The organism is Vibrio fortis (assembly GCF_024347475.1).
Lineage (GTDB): Bacteria > Pseudomonadota > Gammaproteobacteria > Enterobacterales > Vibrionaceae > Vibrio > Vibrio fortis.
Genome location: NZ_AP025488.1, coordinates 652,130 through 669,749 on the forward strand (window position 1 = coordinate 652,130; position 17,620 = coordinate 669,749).

The 17,620-nt window shown below is 45.2% G+C and carries 14 protein-coding genes; 8 read left to right on the top strand and 6 right to left on the bottom strand.

From position 1 onward, the window contains the following. Positions 1–4: 4 nt before the first annotated feature. Positions 5–961, bottom strand: a complete 957-nt coding sequence (locus OCV50_RS17465; protein ID WP_261905087.1) for an AAA family ATPase — start codon at positions 959–961, stop codon at positions 5–7. Positions 962–1,367: 406 nt separating this feature from the next. Here OCV50_RS17465 and OCV50_RS17470 point away from each other — a divergent pair, with 406 nt between their 5' ends. Together OCV50_RS17470 and OCV50_RS17475 are read left to right on the top strand one after the other, a co-directional pair. After that, complete coding sequence (locus tag OCV50_RS17470) at positions 1,368–3,284, top strand: methyl-accepting chemotaxis protein (protein ID WP_261905088.1); 1,917 nt, start codon at positions 1,368–1,370, stop codon at positions 3,282–3,284. Positions 3,285–3,417: 133 nt separating this feature from the next. Then, complete coding sequence (locus OCV50_RS17475) at positions 3,418–3,615, top strand: restriction endonuclease subunit S domain-containing protein (protein WP_032550492.1); 198 nt, start codon at positions 3,418–3,420, stop codon at positions 3,613–3,615. 253 nt (positions 3,616–3,868) lie between these two features. On the opposite strand, the gene malK is transcribed toward OCV50_RS17475, so the two are convergent. Continuing rightward, positions 3,869–4,981 carry a maltose/maltodextrin ABC transporter ATP-binding protein MalK gene (gene malK, locus OCV50_RS17480; protein ID WP_032550491.1) on the bottom strand — a complete coding sequence of 371 codons (1,113 nt, stop codon included), beginning with the start codon at positions 4,979–4,981 and terminating at the stop codon, positions 3,869–3,871. Positions 4,982–5,666: 685 nt separating this feature from the next. Between malK and malE the strand changes: the two genes are divergently transcribed. From malE to malG, 3 genes are all read left to right on the top strand, one after another. After that, on the top strand, positions 5,667–6,851 hold the full coding sequence (gene malE, locus OCV50_RS17485; RefSeq protein ID WP_239839626.1) for a maltose/maltodextrin ABC transporter substrate-binding protein MalE: 1,185 nt from the start codon (positions 5,667–5,669) through the stop codon (positions 6,849–6,851). A gap of 79 nt (positions 6,852–6,930) precedes the next feature. Beyond that, on the top strand, positions 6,931–8,502 hold the full coding sequence (gene malF / locus OCV50_RS17490) for a maltose ABC transporter permease MalF (RefSeq protein ID WP_239839627.1): 1,572 nt from the start codon (positions 6,931–6,933) through the stop codon (positions 8,500–8,502). 11 nt (positions 8,503–8,513) lie between these two features. Then, positions 8,514–9,404: a maltose ABC transporter permease MalG gene (gene malG, locus OCV50_RS17495; RefSeq protein WP_239839628.1), complete on the top strand. Its 891-nt coding sequence runs from the start codon at positions 8,514–8,516 to the stop codon at positions 9,402–9,404. Between the two features lie 453 nt (positions 9,405–9,857). On the opposite strand, the gene OCV50_RS17500 is transcribed toward malG, so the two are convergent. The 4 genes from OCV50_RS17500 to OCV50_RS17515 all read right to left on the bottom strand — a co-directional run bounded on the left by OCV50_RS17500 (position 9,858) and on the right by OCV50_RS17515 (position 13,800). Beyond that, entirely contained in the window at positions 9,858–10,103 is a 246-nt protein-coding gene (locus OCV50_RS17500; protein ID WP_239839630.1) for a hypothetical protein, read from the bottom strand. 168 nt (positions 10,104–10,271) lie between these two features. Next, positions 10,272–10,766: an acyl-CoA thioesterase gene (locus OCV50_RS17505; RefSeq protein WP_032550487.1), complete on the bottom strand. Its 495-nt coding sequence runs from the start codon at positions 10,764–10,766 to the stop codon at positions 10,272–10,274. A 301-nt stretch (positions 10,767–11,067) separates the two neighbouring features. Then, on the bottom strand, positions 11,068–12,690 hold the full coding sequence (locus OCV50_RS17510) for a peptide ABC transporter substrate-binding protein (RefSeq protein WP_261905089.1): 1,623 nt from the start codon (positions 12,688–12,690) through the stop codon (positions 11,068–11,070). 216 nt (positions 12,691–12,906) lie between these two features. Further along, positions 12,907–13,800, bottom strand: coding sequence for a DMT family transporter (locus OCV50_RS17515; RefSeq protein WP_261905090.1), 894 nt, complete (start codon positions 13,798–13,800; stop codon positions 12,907–12,909). A gap of 99 nt (positions 13,801–13,899) precedes the next feature. Here OCV50_RS17515 and OCV50_RS17520 point away from each other — a divergent pair, with 99 nt between their 5' ends. From OCV50_RS17520 to OCV50_RS17530, 3 genes are all read left to right on the top strand, one after another. Then, positions 13,900–14,688, top strand: a complete 789-nt coding sequence (locus OCV50_RS17520) for an AraC family transcriptional regulator (protein ID WP_261905091.1) — start codon at positions 13,900–13,902, stop codon at positions 14,686–14,688. Positions 14,689–14,844: 156 nt separating this feature from the next. After that, entirely contained in the window at positions 14,845–16,086 is a 1,242-nt protein-coding gene (locus OCV50_RS17525) for an anaerobic sulfatase maturase (protein WP_261905092.1), read from the top strand. Then, on the top strand, positions 16,083–17,561 hold the full coding sequence (locus OCV50_RS17530; RefSeq protein ID WP_261905093.1) for a sulfatase family protein: 1,479 nt from the start codon (positions 16,083–16,085) through the stop codon (positions 17,559–17,561). Before OCV50_RS17525 ends, OCV50_RS17530 begins: the two co-directional genes overlap by 4 nt. The last annotated feature ends 59 nt before the right edge of the window (positions 17,562–17,620 follow it).

Sequence of the window (17,620 nt, forward strand, 5' to 3'; positions counted from 1 at the left end):
AAAACTACGCGCTACCAACAAGAGAGATAAGGTGGGTAATCACCTGATTTGGTGTGATGCCTTCAGCTTGCGCATGGTAACTGCGCAATAGGCGATGGCGAAGTACTGGGAAAGCCATCGTCTGCACATCTTCTGGTGTTACGTAGTCACGACCTGATAACCAAGCATGAGCTCGCGCGCAGCGGTCGAGTGCAATAGTCGCTCGAGGGCTGACACCCATTTCTAGCCACTGGGCTAACTGTGGGCTGTACTTCTCTGGTTGGCGTGTTGCCATCACCAGTCGCACAATATATTGCTCAATGCTTTCAGCCATGTGTACATTGAGTACTTCTTGTCGTGCTTCGAACACCGATTGTTGCGGTAAAGGTTCTGGCTGAACGGGGGCTTGCCCCTGCGCTTCTCCGCGATTCAATCGAAGGATCGCCAGCTCACTCTCCATATCTGGATACTCTACATCCAAATGCAGTAAGAATCGGTCTAGCTGCGCTTCAGGAAGTGGATAAGTTCCCTCTTGTTCAATCGGGTTCTGTGTTGCCATCACCAAAAAAAGCTCTGGCAATGGGTAGGTTTTACGCCCCGCTGTGACCTGTTTTTCCGCCATTGCTTCAAGCATTGCGGCTTGCACTTTGGCGGGAGCACGGTTGATCTCATCGGCAAGAATCAGTGAATTGAAGATCGGCCCAGCTTGGAACGTAAAGTCGCCAGTCTCTGGACGAAAAATATCCGTTCCCGTTAAATCAGCAGGTAACAGGTCTGGGGTGAATTGAATTCGGTGGAAATCGCCTTCAACGCAGTCGGCCAGTGACTTCACCGCGCGAGTCTTTGCTAGTCCTGGGGGGCCTTCAACCAATATATGACCGTCCGCGAGTAGGGCGACCATGAGCTGCTTAACCAGCTCTTGCTGGCCTATGATCTGAGACTCTAAATATGTTTTAAGGGTAGTGAAGGCATTTGAGTGCATGACGTTGTCTCGAGGTATCTTCTAAAAGTTGAAATTTTCTGTTCAGTGACAGTGTATTAGCTACTTGGTTCGGAAATCTAGCCAAAAGTTCCGTTGAATTTTTAGATCTAAGTTTGATGGTATTTAATTGTCTATTTTGCGTGCAGTTTTGTTCGGCGATTGAAGGCGGTTATTTGAGTCGGTGCAAAAAATTAGAAATTTATTATTAAATGAGTAATTAATTTTACTGCTTATATCGAGGCATTTGACGGCTTTTTTAAAGATTTTTGTGCTTTTTTATCAAAGAGAATCGTTTGCGGTCATACTATTCGTCGTATCAATAGTGGCCTTAGCAATGGTTAAAGTATTTGATACTGTGGTCGATATAGAAGCGTTACAGTTTTCCGGCCAATTTAGGGGCACAAACATGTTCAAATTAAATTCAATGAGTATTAAGCAAAAAGTGGTTGCAGGGATCACCTTTGCAGTACTAGCGTCAACCGTGATTGTTGGAGCAATGGCACAGCGCCAAGCTAGAGATGTATTAAGTCATCGATTGATTGATATCGAACTACCGGGCTTGCTCGAGCGTATCAATGGCGAAGTTGACCGAGAAGTGTCGCAGCTTTTATTGGCGGCGGAGCAGGTAGCATCTAATGAATTCATTGCCGACGCGATTGCAACAACCGATCGCGACCCAAGCATTGAAGCAAAACTCGTTAAACAACTGAATAACGTTCGTAATCAATATCAATTAAACGACGCGTCTGTCGCCAACCGAGATACAGCTTACTACTGGAACCAGAACGGATTCCTGCGTCAGCTAAACCAACAACAAGACGGTTGGTTCTTTGGCTTTACTCAATCGGGTCAGCCGACCATGGTGAGCATGTTCCAAGAAGCGAATGGTGAAGTGAAGATGTTCGCCAACTATCAGCAGCCTAATGGCACAGCAATGTCTGGTTTGTCGAAATCCATGGATGACATGGTGAGCTTGTTGAACAGCTTCAAAATTGAAAACACCGGTTTTGTCTTTTTAACTGACAGCCAGGGTGATGTACAAATTCACCGTGACAGAGCGCGCAGCGATTCATCTTTACAGCAGTTATATGGTGCACAAGCGAGCCAACTGTTGAATAAGTCTGGCTTTAACTTGATTACTACAGAATACCAAGGTCAAGAACTGTTTGTGGCGAGTCTTTATGTTTCGTCAATGGATTGGTTCGTTATTGGTGTGGTGCCAACGTCAGAAGTGTTTGCTGAGCTTGATGCAACGGCACAGAAGATGCTGATCATGACAGTCGTTGTCGCTCTAGCATTTATCTTTATGGGCTTCTTGCTAGCCAATAGCATCACCAAACCAATCAAGCTTCTTTCTGAGCGTTTCACTGATCTGGGTAAGGGCGATGGTGACCTATCACAACGTATTGAAGTGAAAGGTAACGACGAGATTGCACAACTGTCGGCAGGTTTTAATGGTTTCATTGAGAAGATTCACTTGTCGATGAAAGAGGTGTGTGAAACCAGTCAAGCGCTTCAAGTTGCGGCTGAAAGCGTATCAAGTAAAGCGCACATCACACATGACAACAGCCAAGAGCAGCGTGACCAAACCATTCAAGTGGTAGCAGCCATCAACCAGATGGGTATGACCATCAGTGAGATCGCTTCTAACGCAGCAACAGCAGCAGAAACAGCAACACACGCGTCTGATAACACTGAAGTTGGTCGTGAAGTGGTTAACAAAGCGAAAGATGCGATCAGCCGATTGGCACAAGACATCGAGAGCACTGGTCAAGTGATTGAACAGCTAGCGTCAACCACACAAGATATCGGTTCTATTCTGGGTGTGATTCGTGACATCTCTGAGCAGACTAACCTACTGGCACTTAATGCAGCGATTGAAGCGGCGCGTGCTGGTGAACAAGGTCGTGGTTTTGCGGTAGTAGCGGACGAGGTTCGTAACCTAGCAAGCCGTACTGCAGATTCAACGGAAGAGATTCAAAAGATGATCAACCAACTGCAGAGCGATGCTAAAGATGCGGTGACTGCAATGAGCGCTGGTAAGATCATTACGATGGAAGGCGTGACAGCTTCTGATGAAGCGGTTGAAGTGCTAGGCGGTATCTCAGATCGAATCTTAGACATCACAGACCGCAATACTCAGGTAGCTACCGCGACTGAAGAGCAGTCAACCGTGGTTCACACCATCAACCAGAATATTGAAGAGATTAACGCGATCAACGAAGTGACGACTGGAACGGCAGAGCAACTGGCTGATGCTAGCCAAGAATTGCGTTCGCTCTCTTCTCGTCTCGATAAGATGGTTGGCTCATTTAAGCTTTAAGCTTTTAGTTTTAAAATAACTATTTGCGTATCGGCCTTGCCTTGGTTTTCCAGGGCAGGGCCAAAGCACCTAGCATCATTGCCTAGAAATGAGTAAAATTGTCTGAGTATTAATGTTTAGGTAAGAAAAAATCATGAGCGATTTTGAAAAAGAACTTGAGCTAATGTCTCAAGAGATGGGCGACGAGCCAGAAGTGAAACTACCGTCATTAGAAGAGCAAAAGGCTGTTGTTGCGGAGCTTAAGCGTCTAGAAGCGGAAGGTAAACTAACACCAGAAGTACTAGAAGAGCACTTCGGTAAGTTCAACCAAAAGAACACACCAATCCACTAATCTGGTCGGTGCCGGGGCAACTCCTATAAGAATGACAAAGGTCTAGCGAATGCTGGGCCTTTTTTGTATGCGCTGACAGGGCTTTTAGATGGTTTGGAGAAGGGGAGTAGAAGCGCCTTGTAGGTGACTCATTTTGGCCATCTCGCTGGTTTCAATTTAGGCTTGCCTTTAAGACAGAAAAAATCCCTCACGAGGAGGGATTTTGACAGGGCAATTTATTCTTAGAAACAGAGCTCGAATCTATAGTCGAGGCTTACTCTGTACCTTTCTCTACGTACAGACGACGACATGCTTTACCGTCGCTGTGGAATAGGTGACAACGGTGCGCTGGGATACCGATAGCAAGCTTGTCGCCTACTTCAACGTCTAATGTATCTGGTTGACGGAAGATAACGTCAGCATCAGCACTCTCTAGGTTTAGGTAAACTTGAGTTTCGTTACCTAGCTTCTCAACAATCATCACTTCGCCTTCGATGGTTGCATCGCCGTTCTCAGCAGACAGCAAGTGCTCAGGGCGAACACCCAGTGACATACGGTCGCCAACATTGACCGTTGTGCCATCTACAGGAACCCAGAAAGTCATGCCGTTTGAAAGTTGAACCATCACACGCTCAGACTCTACAGCTTCAATGTGTACAGACATGAAGTTCATCTTAGGTGAACCGATGAAGCCTGCAACGAAGCGGTTTTGAGGGTAGTGGTATAGGTCAAGAGGCTTACCTACTTGAGATACGTAACCGCCATCAAGAACAACGATTTTGTCTGCCATCGTCATTGCTTCTACTTGGTCGTGCGTTACGTAAATCATGGTACAACCAAGCTGACGTTGTAGCTTCGTGATTTGAGAACGCATTTGAACACGTAGCGCCGCATCTAGGTTAGATAGAGGCTCATCCAGTAGGAATACGTTTGGTTGAGAAACCAGAGTACGACCGATAGCAACACGCTGACGTTGACCACCAGAAAGCGCTTTTGGTTGACGCTCTAGTAGGTGACCTAGCTGAAGGATTTCAGCGGCATGCTCAACACGTTTGTCGATCTCAGCCTTGTCTGCTTTCGCTAGCTTAAGACCAAAAGACATGTTGTCGTATAGGTTAAGGTGAGGATATAGAGCGTATGATTGGAATACCATGCCCACGCCGCGCTTAGATGGCTCAACGTCGTTCATACGTTCGTCGCCAATGTATAAATCACCTGAAGTGATATCTTCTAGACCTGCGATACAGCGTAATAGTGTCGATTTACCACAACCTGATGGTCCAACGAATACTACAAACTCACCTTCGTTGATCTCTAAGTTTACGTCCTTAGAAATCTGTACATCACCATATGATTTATAAACGTTTTTTAACGTGACACTCGCCATCTAGCTCGTCCTCGATCGATCAAATTTTAAAATTTACTGCTTATCATTATAAGAGATTATTGGGTCAGCAGTAACTGTAGGAATTGGTAAGTATTGAGTGTGTAAGAAAAAACGGGTGTGTTTGGTGGCTTCAACAAATTGTCAATCCAACCAAACACACCCTCATAGCCAAGCAGATGTCTCTTTCCCCCACATCCAGCTAAACCTCCCCCGTGATTCCATCACTGGTTTAGCTTGATGCTTAATTTAAGACAAAAGCGGGCAATGCAAGCCAACAAGTATGTTCGGTCTTTATAAGAGCAACAAACAATTGCCGGTAAAGGGTTCTTACTATCCACTCTTGGATGACTGCAGTTTCGGTGAATCCAAGAAAGAGTACATCCTCCTAATGCAAAATTAACTAGGGGGAGTAGGAGGGGAGGAGTAGATATAAAGGGTGAAAGGGAATAAGCGATCCACTTCAAATAAATTCATTGGATAACGGTGATATTGATCACGGTGCTTACGCGTTTTGTGATTTTGCTCTCTAATCCGACCCGATGGCGATCACGAATTTAAGCCATAATAGCTGGGGCGTAGTGGCTAGGATGATGAGCTTAAGACGGTTTTTTCAGATCATATCTATCGAAAACTGGCTCGTCTTAAATGAATGCGCCCTACGTATAAATATAAAAAGGATATTAACATGAAAAACGCTCTAAGCGCTGTAGCTCTAGGTACAATAGTTGCTCTGGGTTCTTTCGGTGCAAACGCTGCTATCGAAGAAGGTCAACTAACTATCTGGGTAGGTGGTGATAAAGCTTACGAAGGCATGGCAGAAGTAGGTAAACGCTTTGAAGAAGATACAGGCGTAAAAGTTACTGTTGCTTTCCCTGACAAACTAGAAGAGAAGTTCTCTCAAGTTGCAGCTGCAGGTGACGGCCCAGACATGATTTTCTACGCACACGACCGTTTCGGTGGTTTTGCAGAAGCAGGTCTTCTTGTGGATATCAAACCTTCTAAAGAAACAAAAGAAGGCATCGTAGACTTCGCATGGGACGCAGTGTCTTACGAAGGTAAAACAATTGCATACCCAGTAGCGGTTGAGTCAGTTTCTCTAATATACAACAAAGCACTTATCAAAACGCCACCTAAGTCTTGGGAAGAGATCCCAGCACTTAACGCTGAGCTACAAAAAGACGGCAAGAAAGCGATCATGTGGCCTCTACGTGGCGGCGCATACTTCACATGGCCTCTACTTGCTGCTGACGGCGGTTACGCATTCAAGCAAGGCGCTGAAGGCTACGACATCAAAGACGCTGGTGTAGCAACAAAAGGCGTTCAAAAGTCTCTTGGCTTCATCGAGAAGATGGTTAAAGACAAAGTGATCTCTGCTGACATGGACTACTCTGTAGCAGAATCTGAGTTCGTTGCAGGTAACGTTGCAATGACAATCAACGGTCCTTGGGGCTGGGCAAACATCGAGAAATCTGGCGTAGATTACGGTGTTGCAACTCTACCTAAGTTCAACGGTAAAGCATCTAAACCTTTCGTTGGTGTATGGGCTGGTGGTATCAGCACTGCGTCTCCAAACCGTGACCTAGCGGTTGAGTTCATGGAGAACTACCTACTGACTGACGAAGGTCTTAAGAGCCTAAACGACGACAAACCACTAGGTGCTGTAGCGCTTAACTCTTTCCAACGTCAACTAGACAGCGACACTCGTATCGCAGCGACAATGGACAACGCGATGAACGGCGAAATCATGCCTAACATCCCTCAGTTCACAACGTTCTGGTACAGCATGGAAGAGGCAATTGGTAACGTAGTTGACGGTCGTCAAACGGTAGACCAAGCTCTTAAAGCTGCTGAAACACGCATGACTAAATAATATCGACGAAACACCCTTTTAAGGAGGGGGCAACCCCTCCTTACTTTTCTATTTTTATATATCGCTAGCAGGTTCCTCTATGCAGTCAGTTCAAGGTACAGATGCTATTCCAGCACCAACAAGCCTTCCAGGAAGTAAAAGCGTCTTCATTAAGTGGGGATTGCTTGGTAGCGTCGGCTTAATCAATGGCTACGCTACAATCCTAATGTATTCTCGCGGTGAGCTCGCATTCGCGTTGCTTACAGTGATCCTAACGGCTTTAGCTCTTTACGTTTTCGGTAGCAAGAAAACTTACGCACACCGTTACATCTACCCTGGTATTGCCGGAATGATTCTTTTCATTCTCTTCCCTTTGGCATATACCGTCGGTCTTGCGTTCACTAACTACAGTGCAAAAAACCAACTTTCGCTTGAGCGTACTCAAACCGTCCTAATGGACCGTACGTTCCAAAGCGGTGACAGCTTCCCATTCACTCTGTACAAAACAGATAACGGCCACCAAATCGTGGTTAAAGATGGTGAGCAACTTCTCGCGACTGAAGAGTTCTCGTTAGACGGCCTGAACGTCAGCGATATGGATCTGAAAGCGATCGACTCTGCTCAAGGCGAAAAAGAGAAGATCAAAACCATCATCCAAAATCGTACTGCAATCAGTGCTGTAGATTTCCACCTACCATCAGGTGAAGACATCCGCATGAGCGGCCTACGTAAGTTTGCTGCTGTGGTTCCGCTATACACAATGCAAGACGATGGTGAAACGCTATACAACAACGAAACGGGTGAAACTCTAAAGCCAAATATGGAAGTGGGTTTCTACCAGCCAGTTGATGAAAACGGTGCATTCGTTGGTAACACCATCTCTCCGGGCTTCGTAGTTGAAATCGGTACGGCTAACTTTGAGCGTGTTTGGAAAGACGAAGGCATCAAAGAACCGTTTATCAGTATCTTTATTTGGACGGTTGTATTCTCGATTTGTACTGTAGCCTTCACTCTGGCGATTGGTTTGATTCTTGCGAACATCGTACAGTGGGAAGAGCTGAAAGGCCGTGCAGTTTACCGTGTTCTACTGATTCTGCCTTACGCAGTACCAGCGTTTATCTCAATCCTTATCTTTAAAGGTTTGTTCAACCAGAGCTTTGGTGAAATCAACATGGTGCTAGAGAGCATCTTCGGTCTGAAGCCGAACTGGTTCTCTGATCCAATCCTAGCGAAGACGATGGTGCTTATCGTAAACACATGGCTAGGTTTCCCTTACATGATGATCCTATGTATGGGTCTATTGAAGGCGATTCCTGATGACCTATACGAAGCGTCTGCGATTGATGGTGCGAACTTCATCGATAACTTCAAGCGCATTACCTTCCCGTTGATGATTAAGCCACTAACACCGCTACTGATTGCAGCATTCGCATTTAACTTCAACAACTTCGTAATGATTCAGCTGTTGACGAACGGTGGTCCAAACATGATTGGTACTTCTGAACCAGCGGGTTACACAGACTTGCTTGTAAGCTACACGTACCGAATCGCGTTTGAAGGCGGCGGCGGTCAAGACTTCGGTCTAGCAAGTGCAATCGCAACGCTTATCTTCCTACTAGTAGGTGCCCTAGCGTTACTAAACCTTCGTTTCACTAAACTGTCTCAAGATTAAGGAGCACGACAATGGCTATGGTACAAGGTAAAAGCCTAAAATACCGAGTGTGGGCAACGCATATTGCGCTGTGGTGCTTCCTAGCACTGATTATCTTCCCACTATTGATGATCATCGCGATCTCATTCCGTGAAGGTAACTTTGCAACAGGTAGCTTGATTCCAGAGAACCCATCACTGGAACACTGGAAACTGGCACTGGGTATCCCAGTAACGAATGCCGATGGTTCGGTAACACCGCCTCCATTCCCAGTACTAACTTGGTTATGGAATTCAGTAAAAGTTGCTGGTATCACATCAATCTTGATTGTGGCACTGTCTACAACATCGGCTTACGCATTTGCTCGTATGCGCTTTAAAGGCAAAGAGACAATTCTAAAAGCGATGATGATTTTCCAGATGTTCCCAGCAGTATTGGCACTGGTTGCAATCTACGCGCTATTCGACAAACTGGGTCAGTACATTCCTTTCCTAGGCTTGAATACGCACGGCGGTCTTATCTTCTCTTACCTAGGGGGTATCGCACTGCACGTTTGGACAATCAAAGGTTACTTTGAAACGATTGATAACTCTCTAGAGGAAGCGGCAGCACTAGACGGTGCAACGCCATGGCAAGCATTCCGATTGGTACTACTACCACTGTCTGTGCCAATTCTAGCGGTAGTATTTATCCTATCGTTCATCGGGGTTGTTGGTGAGGTTCCGGTTGCGTCTATCCTGCTTTCAGATGTGAACTCTTATACACTAGCGGTTGGCATGCAGCAGTACCTATACCCACAAAACTACCTATGGGGTGACTTTGCGGCAGCAGCAGTACTATCAGCTCTTCCAATTACAATTGTCTTCCTACTAGCACAACGTTGGTTAGTTGGTGGTTTGACGGCAGGTGGTGTAAAAGGATAAGCTAGAGCTTATAAGAAAGACAAAGAGCGACCGCAAGGTCGCTCTATATTGGCATTTTTATTACATCATTTGGTTTGGCCGCCGATCAGTAATAAAAATAACCCTCAGGTTACGCATAGCTGGCTACTAATCAGGTTCCTTACGCTATTCAATGATTAGTGGTTTTTGTAACTCTAACCCAAGTATTTACTTGGGTTTTTTTATACCTGTTAGAAATCACATCTCTAATGACTAGTCACATCCTCTGTAGCGAGTCACAGAGTCAGTATAAGTAGGGAAAAGGGAATTGATACTTTGGTCAAAGCCTGCTGCGTGAGACTTCAATGAAAGTAATGCAACAATGATTCGTGTTGCATAAAAACTGTATGGCAAGGCAGTTTGGAGATACAGCGAGCTAGAGGAATAGGCGCTTATCAATAGTTCGCTATTTATAACTTGCTGAAATGTATTGGGTTATAGTTCTCTATTGGAAGGAGCGCAACCTAGGTGTTGTAGTAATACGTAGATACTCTCTTGGTCTAATGCGACGCGTCTGAAGAGGTCTGCGAAGGTGTTATCACCGCCAAAACACGCTTGGATATAATGGTTGATCTCTTCGTTGTTATAGCCTTCTACATACAGGGTCCTGACCCATTGATACTCAACCGCTTTTAGGTTGTTAAGGGTTGATTCACTCAAAGTAGTGCGCGTGACGCTCAAGAGTTGCTCCAGAAATACGTTGGTGTCCATGTAAGATGGCAGTATTTAAGCAGAGCTAAATGACGACTTTATTACAGTTATAATATTTTACAGCTTGGCTAGTTATGGAAGATGTAAGTTGAGGAAGGGGAGTCACGCACTTAAGAGTAAAGTGCGTAACCTTAAGAATTACTTCAAGTATTTAACGTGCGCTTCCATCTCTTCACCGATTTCTTTGCGCATGTTCATTAAGCGAACAGCAGAGTCTCGCAGTTCGATGTCTTCTTGAGTCTCTGGTACCCATTCTGGCACTTTGGTTGGTAAGCCATTCTCATCAACTGCAACCATGATAACAATACAGTGAGTCGTGAGACGGTTGTTGAGTTCTTTAGGATCACTTGCTTGAACATCAATAGCGATATGCATTGATGAAGACCCCGTATAGATGACTTTTGCGCTAACTTCGACCAAGTTACCCACGTGAATTGGCGCTACAAATCGGATACCACCTGCGTAAGCAGTGATACAGTATTTGCCACTCCAACCTGCTGAACACGCATAGGCCGCTAAGTCGATCCATTTCATCACGGCACCACCGTGAACTTTACCACCAAAATTGACATCTCCGGGCTCAGCTAAAAAGCGCAAAGTTACGTCGCGTTTTCCATTTTGACTACTGCTCATCTCTAGTCCTTTTAATTATTATCTTGGGCTGCAACAACTATGTTACTAACCAATAACATATACTTTAGTCGTAGGAATTAAAAGTAGAGTTTGCGGGTTGAGCGGGGAAATATTGGGGAGATAGGTATTGTTAGAATTAACTGATACAGATATGAAAAAACACCGAGTTTTGAGCTCGGTGTTTTTCATATTGGGGCTAATATCCTAGCCTCTCGTTTTATATGCCAACTGACCGTTGAGTATTTGGTCAATTAAAGCCTATATTATATCGAATGGTGTGTTATTACTAGCCATCTATTGGTTATTTTTCGACAAAATATAGGTCTTTCGCGTAGATGTTTCCTTTAGGATTATTAACCGGTAGACCTTTCAAAGAGTTACGTACCAAACGAGTGTGGTTGTAGTGATAAAGAGGAATGACTACAGCTGAATCGTTGAGTAACTCCTCAGCTTGTTGGTATACCTTGAAACGCTCATCTTGCTGGGTAATCTGGCTCGCTTGCTGCATCAGTTTATCGAATTCTGGGTTACAGAATCCGCTTTCATTAGAGGTGTGACCGCAAGTAAAGCCTTCAAGCAACGCAGAGGGCTCTGGATAATCACCAAACGCCCATGAGCGTGCTAATTGGTAGTCACCAGAACTTTTTGCCGCTACATAGGCTTTCCATTCCATGTTTTCTAGTTCGACCTTCACCCCTAAAGGCTTCCACATTGAGGCGATAGCAAGCGCGATCTTCTTGTGGTTCTCGCTAGTGTTGTAAGTCAACGTAAACTCAAGTGGATTATCTTCGGTATATCCGGCTTCTTGTAGAAGTTGTTTGGCTTTGCTCAACCTTTGGTTTGCGTCTAACTGCTTAAAATCTGCTTTTGGTGCTTGGTAGTTTGGAATGTTGCTTGGTGTCACGCTGTACGCTTCTGGCTCACCTTGCCCTGTGATCTTATCAACTAAGATCTCGCGGTTCACCGCCATGCTTAATGCTTGACGAACTTTTACATTATCGAAAGGAGCTTGGCGCGTGTTAAACGAATACACATAGGAGCCGAGCAGAGCTTGGGCCTTGATTTGCTCTGGACTCTCTTTAATCAGCTTCTGGTAATACTCAAGCTGGACACGGTTGGTCATATCAATTTCGCCGGATTGATAACGAATTAACTCTGCATTTTGAGACGATAAACCAAGATAAGTTACGCCGTTGATCACGGTCGAACTGTTGTCCCAGTACTTAGGATTACGCTCGACTTTAACATACTCGTTTGGTACCCATTCTGAGAGCGTATAGGCCCCATTCGTTGCGATATTTTCTGCACGTGTCCAACGATCACCTTTCTCTTTAACCAGTTCACTTGGAACGGGGAAGAAGGTTTTAATACTCATTAAGCTCATGAAGTAGGGAGTAGGTTTACTTAAGCTGATTTCGACAGTCAGTGGGCTGAGAGCTTTAATTCCCAGTTCTGAAGGGGCTTTGTCGCCAGCGATGATCTCCTCTGCATTAACCACATTAGCTGTCTTGAACACAAAGCTAGTGTTATTGCCTGTTTTTGGGTTGACTGCACGTTGCCACGCAAATACGAAGTCATTCGCTGTAACGGGTGAACCGTTTGACCACTGAAGTCCTTTTTTCAGAGTAAAGGTGACGGTTTTACCATCATTGCTGAAATGCCAATCTTGAGCTTGTCCTGGGATAATTTGTCCGTCGCGATTCTCAATCACGAAGCCTTCGAACATGTCATTGACGATAATATCCCCTGGCATGCCTGAGTTAACAAACGTTGGATCTAATGTGTTGGGCTCTGCACCATTACCGCGAACAAAATATTGCTCATCGGCTAGTAAGGCTTCTGATGGAACCTGTGCAGCGATAGCAGAAGTAGAACCTAAAGCTAATAGAGTAGGGAGGACGATAGATAAGGGTGATTTAGTCATTGTAATTCCTTTACGACTTAAACAGAACTTTATGCATTAAAAAGGAATAATTACAATATTGCAACAAATAGTAGGGTTATTAATCATTGATAACAGTATGGAGTTCTTGGCTAAATCAGAGAGAAAAAGCGAAACAAACGCTGCGGTTCATTTCGCTTCTGAAGGTAAGTATATTGGAGCTACATTTACCTCAACTTGAAGCCTGAGTGTTGAATGCTAACCCTGCTGAGGAATAGCCGCTTTGACCACTTGCTTCCTTTTGATTTGCGCCATGATCACCCCAGAGATAACCATGATGCCGCCCATGAAGTGGTAGTCATGTACTGTCTCGCCAAGCCAAGTTGCTGCGAGAACGACGGCAACAACTGGTAGTAGGTTCATAAACATAGCACTAGAGTCGGCTCCAATTGCGTCGATAGCTTTTACCCACATCCAAGGTGCCAATACCGACGCAGCGATTGCGGCATAAGCGATGAGTGGCAGTGACGCTTGAGAAGGCATCAGTTGCTCACTGGTCAACCATAATGGTGTTAACATCGCGACTGCAAATAGGCCCTGCATGTAGATCACTACCCAGTTGCTTACAGGCATCTTCCAACGTTTAAGTAGTACGCAGTAAGAGGCGTAGACGCAGGCTGCAATCAACATATAGCCATCACCTTGGGTAAGTTCTTGGTGCAAGAAAAACAGTGGGTCGCCTTTACCTAGCATGAAGGCTAAGCCAGACAACGACAGCACACCACCGACAATACTCAGCCCTGAAATCGACTTGTGTAGCAGTGGAACACTTAAAAATACGCTGATCAACGGTACCAATGAGGTGATCAATGCCATGTTTGACGCGCTGGTGGTGAGGCCAGCGTAGTAACCGAGAGATTGGTTCAACACCATTCCCAATAAAGCCAGAAAGGCTAGCTTAGCGAGGTTAGGCTTAATCGCCGGCCACTGTTTAATGGCGCTCGGCAGACAAAAAGGTGTAAGAAGGAGCATGGCGACAAACCAACGGAAAAAACTCATTGCACTAGGTTCGATAACACTCGCCGCCATCTTATTCACAATGGCATTGGCACCCCAAATACAAACAGTAAAAAATGGCAGAAGATATGACATGTGAATTCCATCGCAAAATGAGTTGATGTGCATAGTTTGACAGGTCGTTACACTAACAGATATCTTTAAAAAGACATCGAACGCGATAGGAAGACAAGTTTGAAAAAACACACAAGAAACCTTCATCCGTCCTTATCAATTGATAAGGCACCATCCAACGTATTTATGAATTTCGAAGCGTTTCTCTCTAATACTGAAACCCGAGTCCATAGCCACCCTTGGGGACAGGTACAGCTAATCAGTGGCGGAATTCTGGAAATGGAAGCCGAAGGAACACGTTTCTTAGCGCCACCTCACCTCGCCATTTGGGTGCCTGCTGGCGTAATGCACTGCAGTTACAATCGCAAACCATTAGATTACTGCTCACTGAATATCGCACCAGAGCTAACACAACATCTGCCAGAAAAGACCAGCCTGATAAAGATCACGCCGATCGTGTCGTCGATCATTGATGATTTTCGCGAGAGAAGTATCAATGTGGCTGAGAGCGAACCAGACAAACGGCTAGTTCAAGTATTGCTTGATCAACTAGCAGAGCGACAAGTCGAACATCACTTCTTGCCGTCCACTGATAACAAATACCTAGCTCCAATCCTAGCGGCGATTGAGGAGAATCCAACCGATGAGATTTCTCTCAAAGATTGGGCGGAGCGCGTCCACACTACAGAGCGTACTTTGTCACGCCATTGCCAAAGTGAGCTGGGGATGAGTTTCACCGAATGGCGATTGCGGGTTCGTTATCTCTATTCGATGGACTTGCTCCGTAATGGCCAATCAGTGAAAGAGGTCGCTCTGACTTTAGGTTATAACCAAGCTAGTCCTTTCATTTCTATGTTTAAGAAGTACTCAGGACAAACACCAGAGCAGTATAAGAATCGACTGCTGTAGGTAACTAATTAAACCAAGCTTCGCACAATAAATGTCAGCTCGTATAGCGTGATCTAGCCCCGATTTTTATTACTTTGGCAGCGCTTAGGACATATGTCCTATTTGCTCTATCAATGACTTTTTATCATTGGCTCCAGATTAAATAGGAGTCGATGTATGAGCGCAGTCACAGGGTGCCACGTAATGGCAAAGCCAAGCAGTTCAAAGTGCAATATTGATTGCACGTACTGCTTCTATTTAGAAAAACAGCACCTATACCCTGATCAGGGCAAAACGGCTTATATGAGTGACGAGACACTGTCGCGTTATATGCAGCAGCAGATTGAAGCGCAACCTACAGAGCAAGTCGTCTTCGCTTGGCAGGGAGGCGAGCCCACTCTGCTAGGGCTATCTTTTTTTGAGAGAGCAATAGAGCTACAGCGTCTCTATGGCGCGGGGAAAAAGATAGTCAACACACTCCAAACCAATGGCTTATTGCTTGATGAGCAATGGTGTCAGTTTTTTCATAAGCATCAATTCTTAATCGGAATCTCGATTGATGGCCCTCAAGCAATCCATGATAGATATCGACGCACCCGTAGTGATAAGCCAACCCATCACTTGGTTGAAAAAGCGGTTGCTCTACTAAAGCAGCACCAAGTTGAATTTAATACTCTGACCGTAGTGAACCACGAGAGTGTCGAGCATCCCGAAGTTATTTATGACTACCTGAAAAGCTTAGGCAGTCAGCACATGCAATTTATTCCTCTTGTCGAGCGCAAAGCCACAGAAACAACCAGCGACGGCCTCACCCTCTTGCACCCCGGAAGAGCGGAGTCGAGTCAAGTGACCGATTGGAGTGTTGATGGTGAAAAGTTTGGGCTGTTTATGTCGACCATCTTTCATCACTGGGTAAGAAAAGATATTGGCACGATTTGGATACAGTGGTTTGAAAATACATTTGCGCTAACAGCCGGTCAGGAATCTCAAACCTGCATATTTGCACCCACCTGTGGTAACGCCTTTGCTCTAGAAGCCAACGGTGATATTTACGCTTGCGATCATTACGTCTATCCAGAATTTAAGCTCGGCAATATCCACTCAACCTCGATTAGCACCATCAACCAATCTATCGAGAGTCATGAATTTGGACAGAGCAAACAAACAAGCCTGTCGAACGATTGCCTGAATTGCCCCTATTTGAGTTTATGTAATGGTGGCTGCCCTAAACACCGTTTTGGCCTATCGTCAGCGGCAAAACCCGAGCAGAACTACCTTTGTCGCGGATACAAAACCTTCTATCGCTATAGCCAACCTTATTTTCAATTAATGAAAAAACTGCATGAGTCGGGTTACCCAACCACAGCGCTCATGGACATCATAAAAAGAAAAGAGCAACCTCTCGGAGTGAAACAATGAAGTTTAAATTTAACCCCCTCACCAGTGCCTTTGCTTTAGGAGCAATGACATTGGCAAATGTGGCTGTCGCTAACCAAGAGCCTGAACAGCCCAATATTCTCGTGATCATGGCGGACGACCTAGGGCAATGGGCAACAGGGCTACAAAACAAAGAGTACATCGACACCCCAAACCTTGATTATCTTGCTGAAACAGGGGTTAGATTTGAAAATGGGATGACACCTGCGCCGGTGAGTAGTGCTGCACGGGCATCATTTCATACCGGTAAAATGCCATCTCAACATGGTGTTTATGACTTCTTAGCGGAGAATCCAGAGTTTGATGCCAATTGGCTCGATGGTGAGAAATTGCTGTCAGAGCGCATGCAAGATCTTGGCTATAGAACCGCACTCATCGGTAAATGGCATGCCACGACAGACAGTAAAGATCCGATTCGTGGTTTTGATCGCTGGTTGAGCTATGACGCGCTCAAAGCTGGTTGGAAAAACCAATACCTTCACAGCGGTACCGTGCTGTTTTCAAGTGATGGTAAAAATGTTGAACATACTGGGGTTCAAGCTCAATACCTAACAAAAGAGACGGTGAAATTCATCGATCAGCCGAGCGATAAACCGTTCTTCGTTAGTCTAAACTATGTGGAACCACACTTTCCGTTCGAAGATCTGCCAGAACGTTTAGTTGAGAAATATCGTCCAATCGCCCATAAAGTGGTGGCATTTGGTGGTAACTCTGCTCTGGATAATATGAGTGATTACACGCTTACTCCCGGCAACCACGAAGAAACCCTAGCCCAGTATTTAGCTGCTGTCTCTCTGCTGGATGATCAAGTCGGTCAGCTTCTTGATAGCCTTGAAGGTAGAGGGTTACTGGATAACACCATGATCGCGTTTGTTTCTGACCACGGCTTATTGATGGGCCAATATGGTTTATACGGCAAGGTGAATGCGAGCTTCCCATATAATTACTATGAAGAGACGGTTAGGATCCCATTTATCATTAAAGGTCCTAAGTCTATGGTTCGCACTAAACAAGTTCGTGGCGAGTTTGTTGACCTTCTAGATCTACATGCAACGATTCTAGACGCAGCAAGTGCTGGCAAACCTTATGACTATAGCTACGGTCCAGGGCAATCCTTGCTTGCAATGATGAAAGGTGAACGTGTAAGAGATTGGAAAGAGTACCAAATTGCAGAACGTGGTAACTCACGGATGATCACAAATGGGCGTTGGAAATTGGTTCGTTACTACGCGAAAGATGGCTCACCACAAGACAATTGGTATGACTTGGCAAACCCGATGGGAGAGCGTTACTTATCTGAGCCACCTCAAGCGGCACTTCAAAACAAAATGAGCGATGAACTAGAAACATTTTTCGATAAGTATTCAACCGAAGAACATGATGGTTTGAATGTTTGGAAGATGGCTTACCCTAACTTCACGTCTGAGAACATCCTCAAGCATCAGCGCTGGAACTAAACGATTTATATAGATCTCGCGCGAGACTCTAGTGCGAATAGAGCGACCTTAATGGTGTC

Excerpts from the sequence above, each read along its gene's own strand:
- OCV50_RS17465 (WP_261905087.1), bottom strand. The coding sequence starts at position 961 with ATGCACTCAAATGCCTTCACTACCCTTAAAACATATTTAGAGTCTCAG.
- OCV50_RS17470 (WP_261905088.1), top strand. The coding sequence starts at position 1,368 with ATGTTCAAATTAAATTCAATGAGTATTAAGCAAAAAGTGGTTGCAGGG.
- OCV50_RS17475 (WP_032550492.1), top strand. The coding sequence starts at position 3,418 with ATGAGCGATTTTGAAAAAGAACTTGAGCTAATGTCTCAAGAGATGGGC.
- malK (WP_032550491.1), bottom strand. The coding sequence starts at position 4,981 with ATGGCGAGTGTCACGTTAAAAAACGTTTATAAATCATATGGTGATGTA.
- malE (WP_239839626.1), top strand. The coding sequence starts at position 5,667 with ATGAAAAACGCTCTAAGCGCTGTAGCTCTAGGTACAATAGTTGCTCTG.
- malF (WP_239839627.1), top strand. The coding sequence starts at position 6,931 with ATGCAGTCAGTTCAAGGTACAGATGCTATTCCAGCACCAACAAGCCTT.
- malG (WP_239839628.1), top strand. The coding sequence starts at position 8,514 with ATGGCTATGGTACAAGGTAAAAGCCTAAAATACCGAGTGTGGGCAACG.
- OCV50_RS17505 (WP_032550487.1), bottom strand. The coding sequence starts at position 10,766 with ATGAGCAGTAGTCAAAATGGAAAACGCGACGTAACTTTGCGCTTTTTA.
- OCV50_RS17510 (WP_261905089.1), bottom strand. The coding sequence starts at position 12,690 with ATGACTAAATCACCCTTATCTATCGTCCTCCCTACTCTATTAGCTTTA.
- OCV50_RS17515 (WP_261905090.1), bottom strand. The coding sequence starts at position 13,800 with ATGTCATATCTTCTGCCATTTTTTACTGTTTGTATTTGGGGTGCCAAT.
- OCV50_RS17525 (WP_261905092.1), top strand. The coding sequence starts at position 14,845 with ATGAGCGCAGTCACAGGGTGCCACGTAATGGCAAAGCCAAGCAGTTCA.
- OCV50_RS17530 (WP_261905093.1), top strand. The coding sequence starts at position 16,083 with ATGAAGTTTAAATTTAACCCCCTCACCAGTGCCTTTGCTTTAGGAGCA.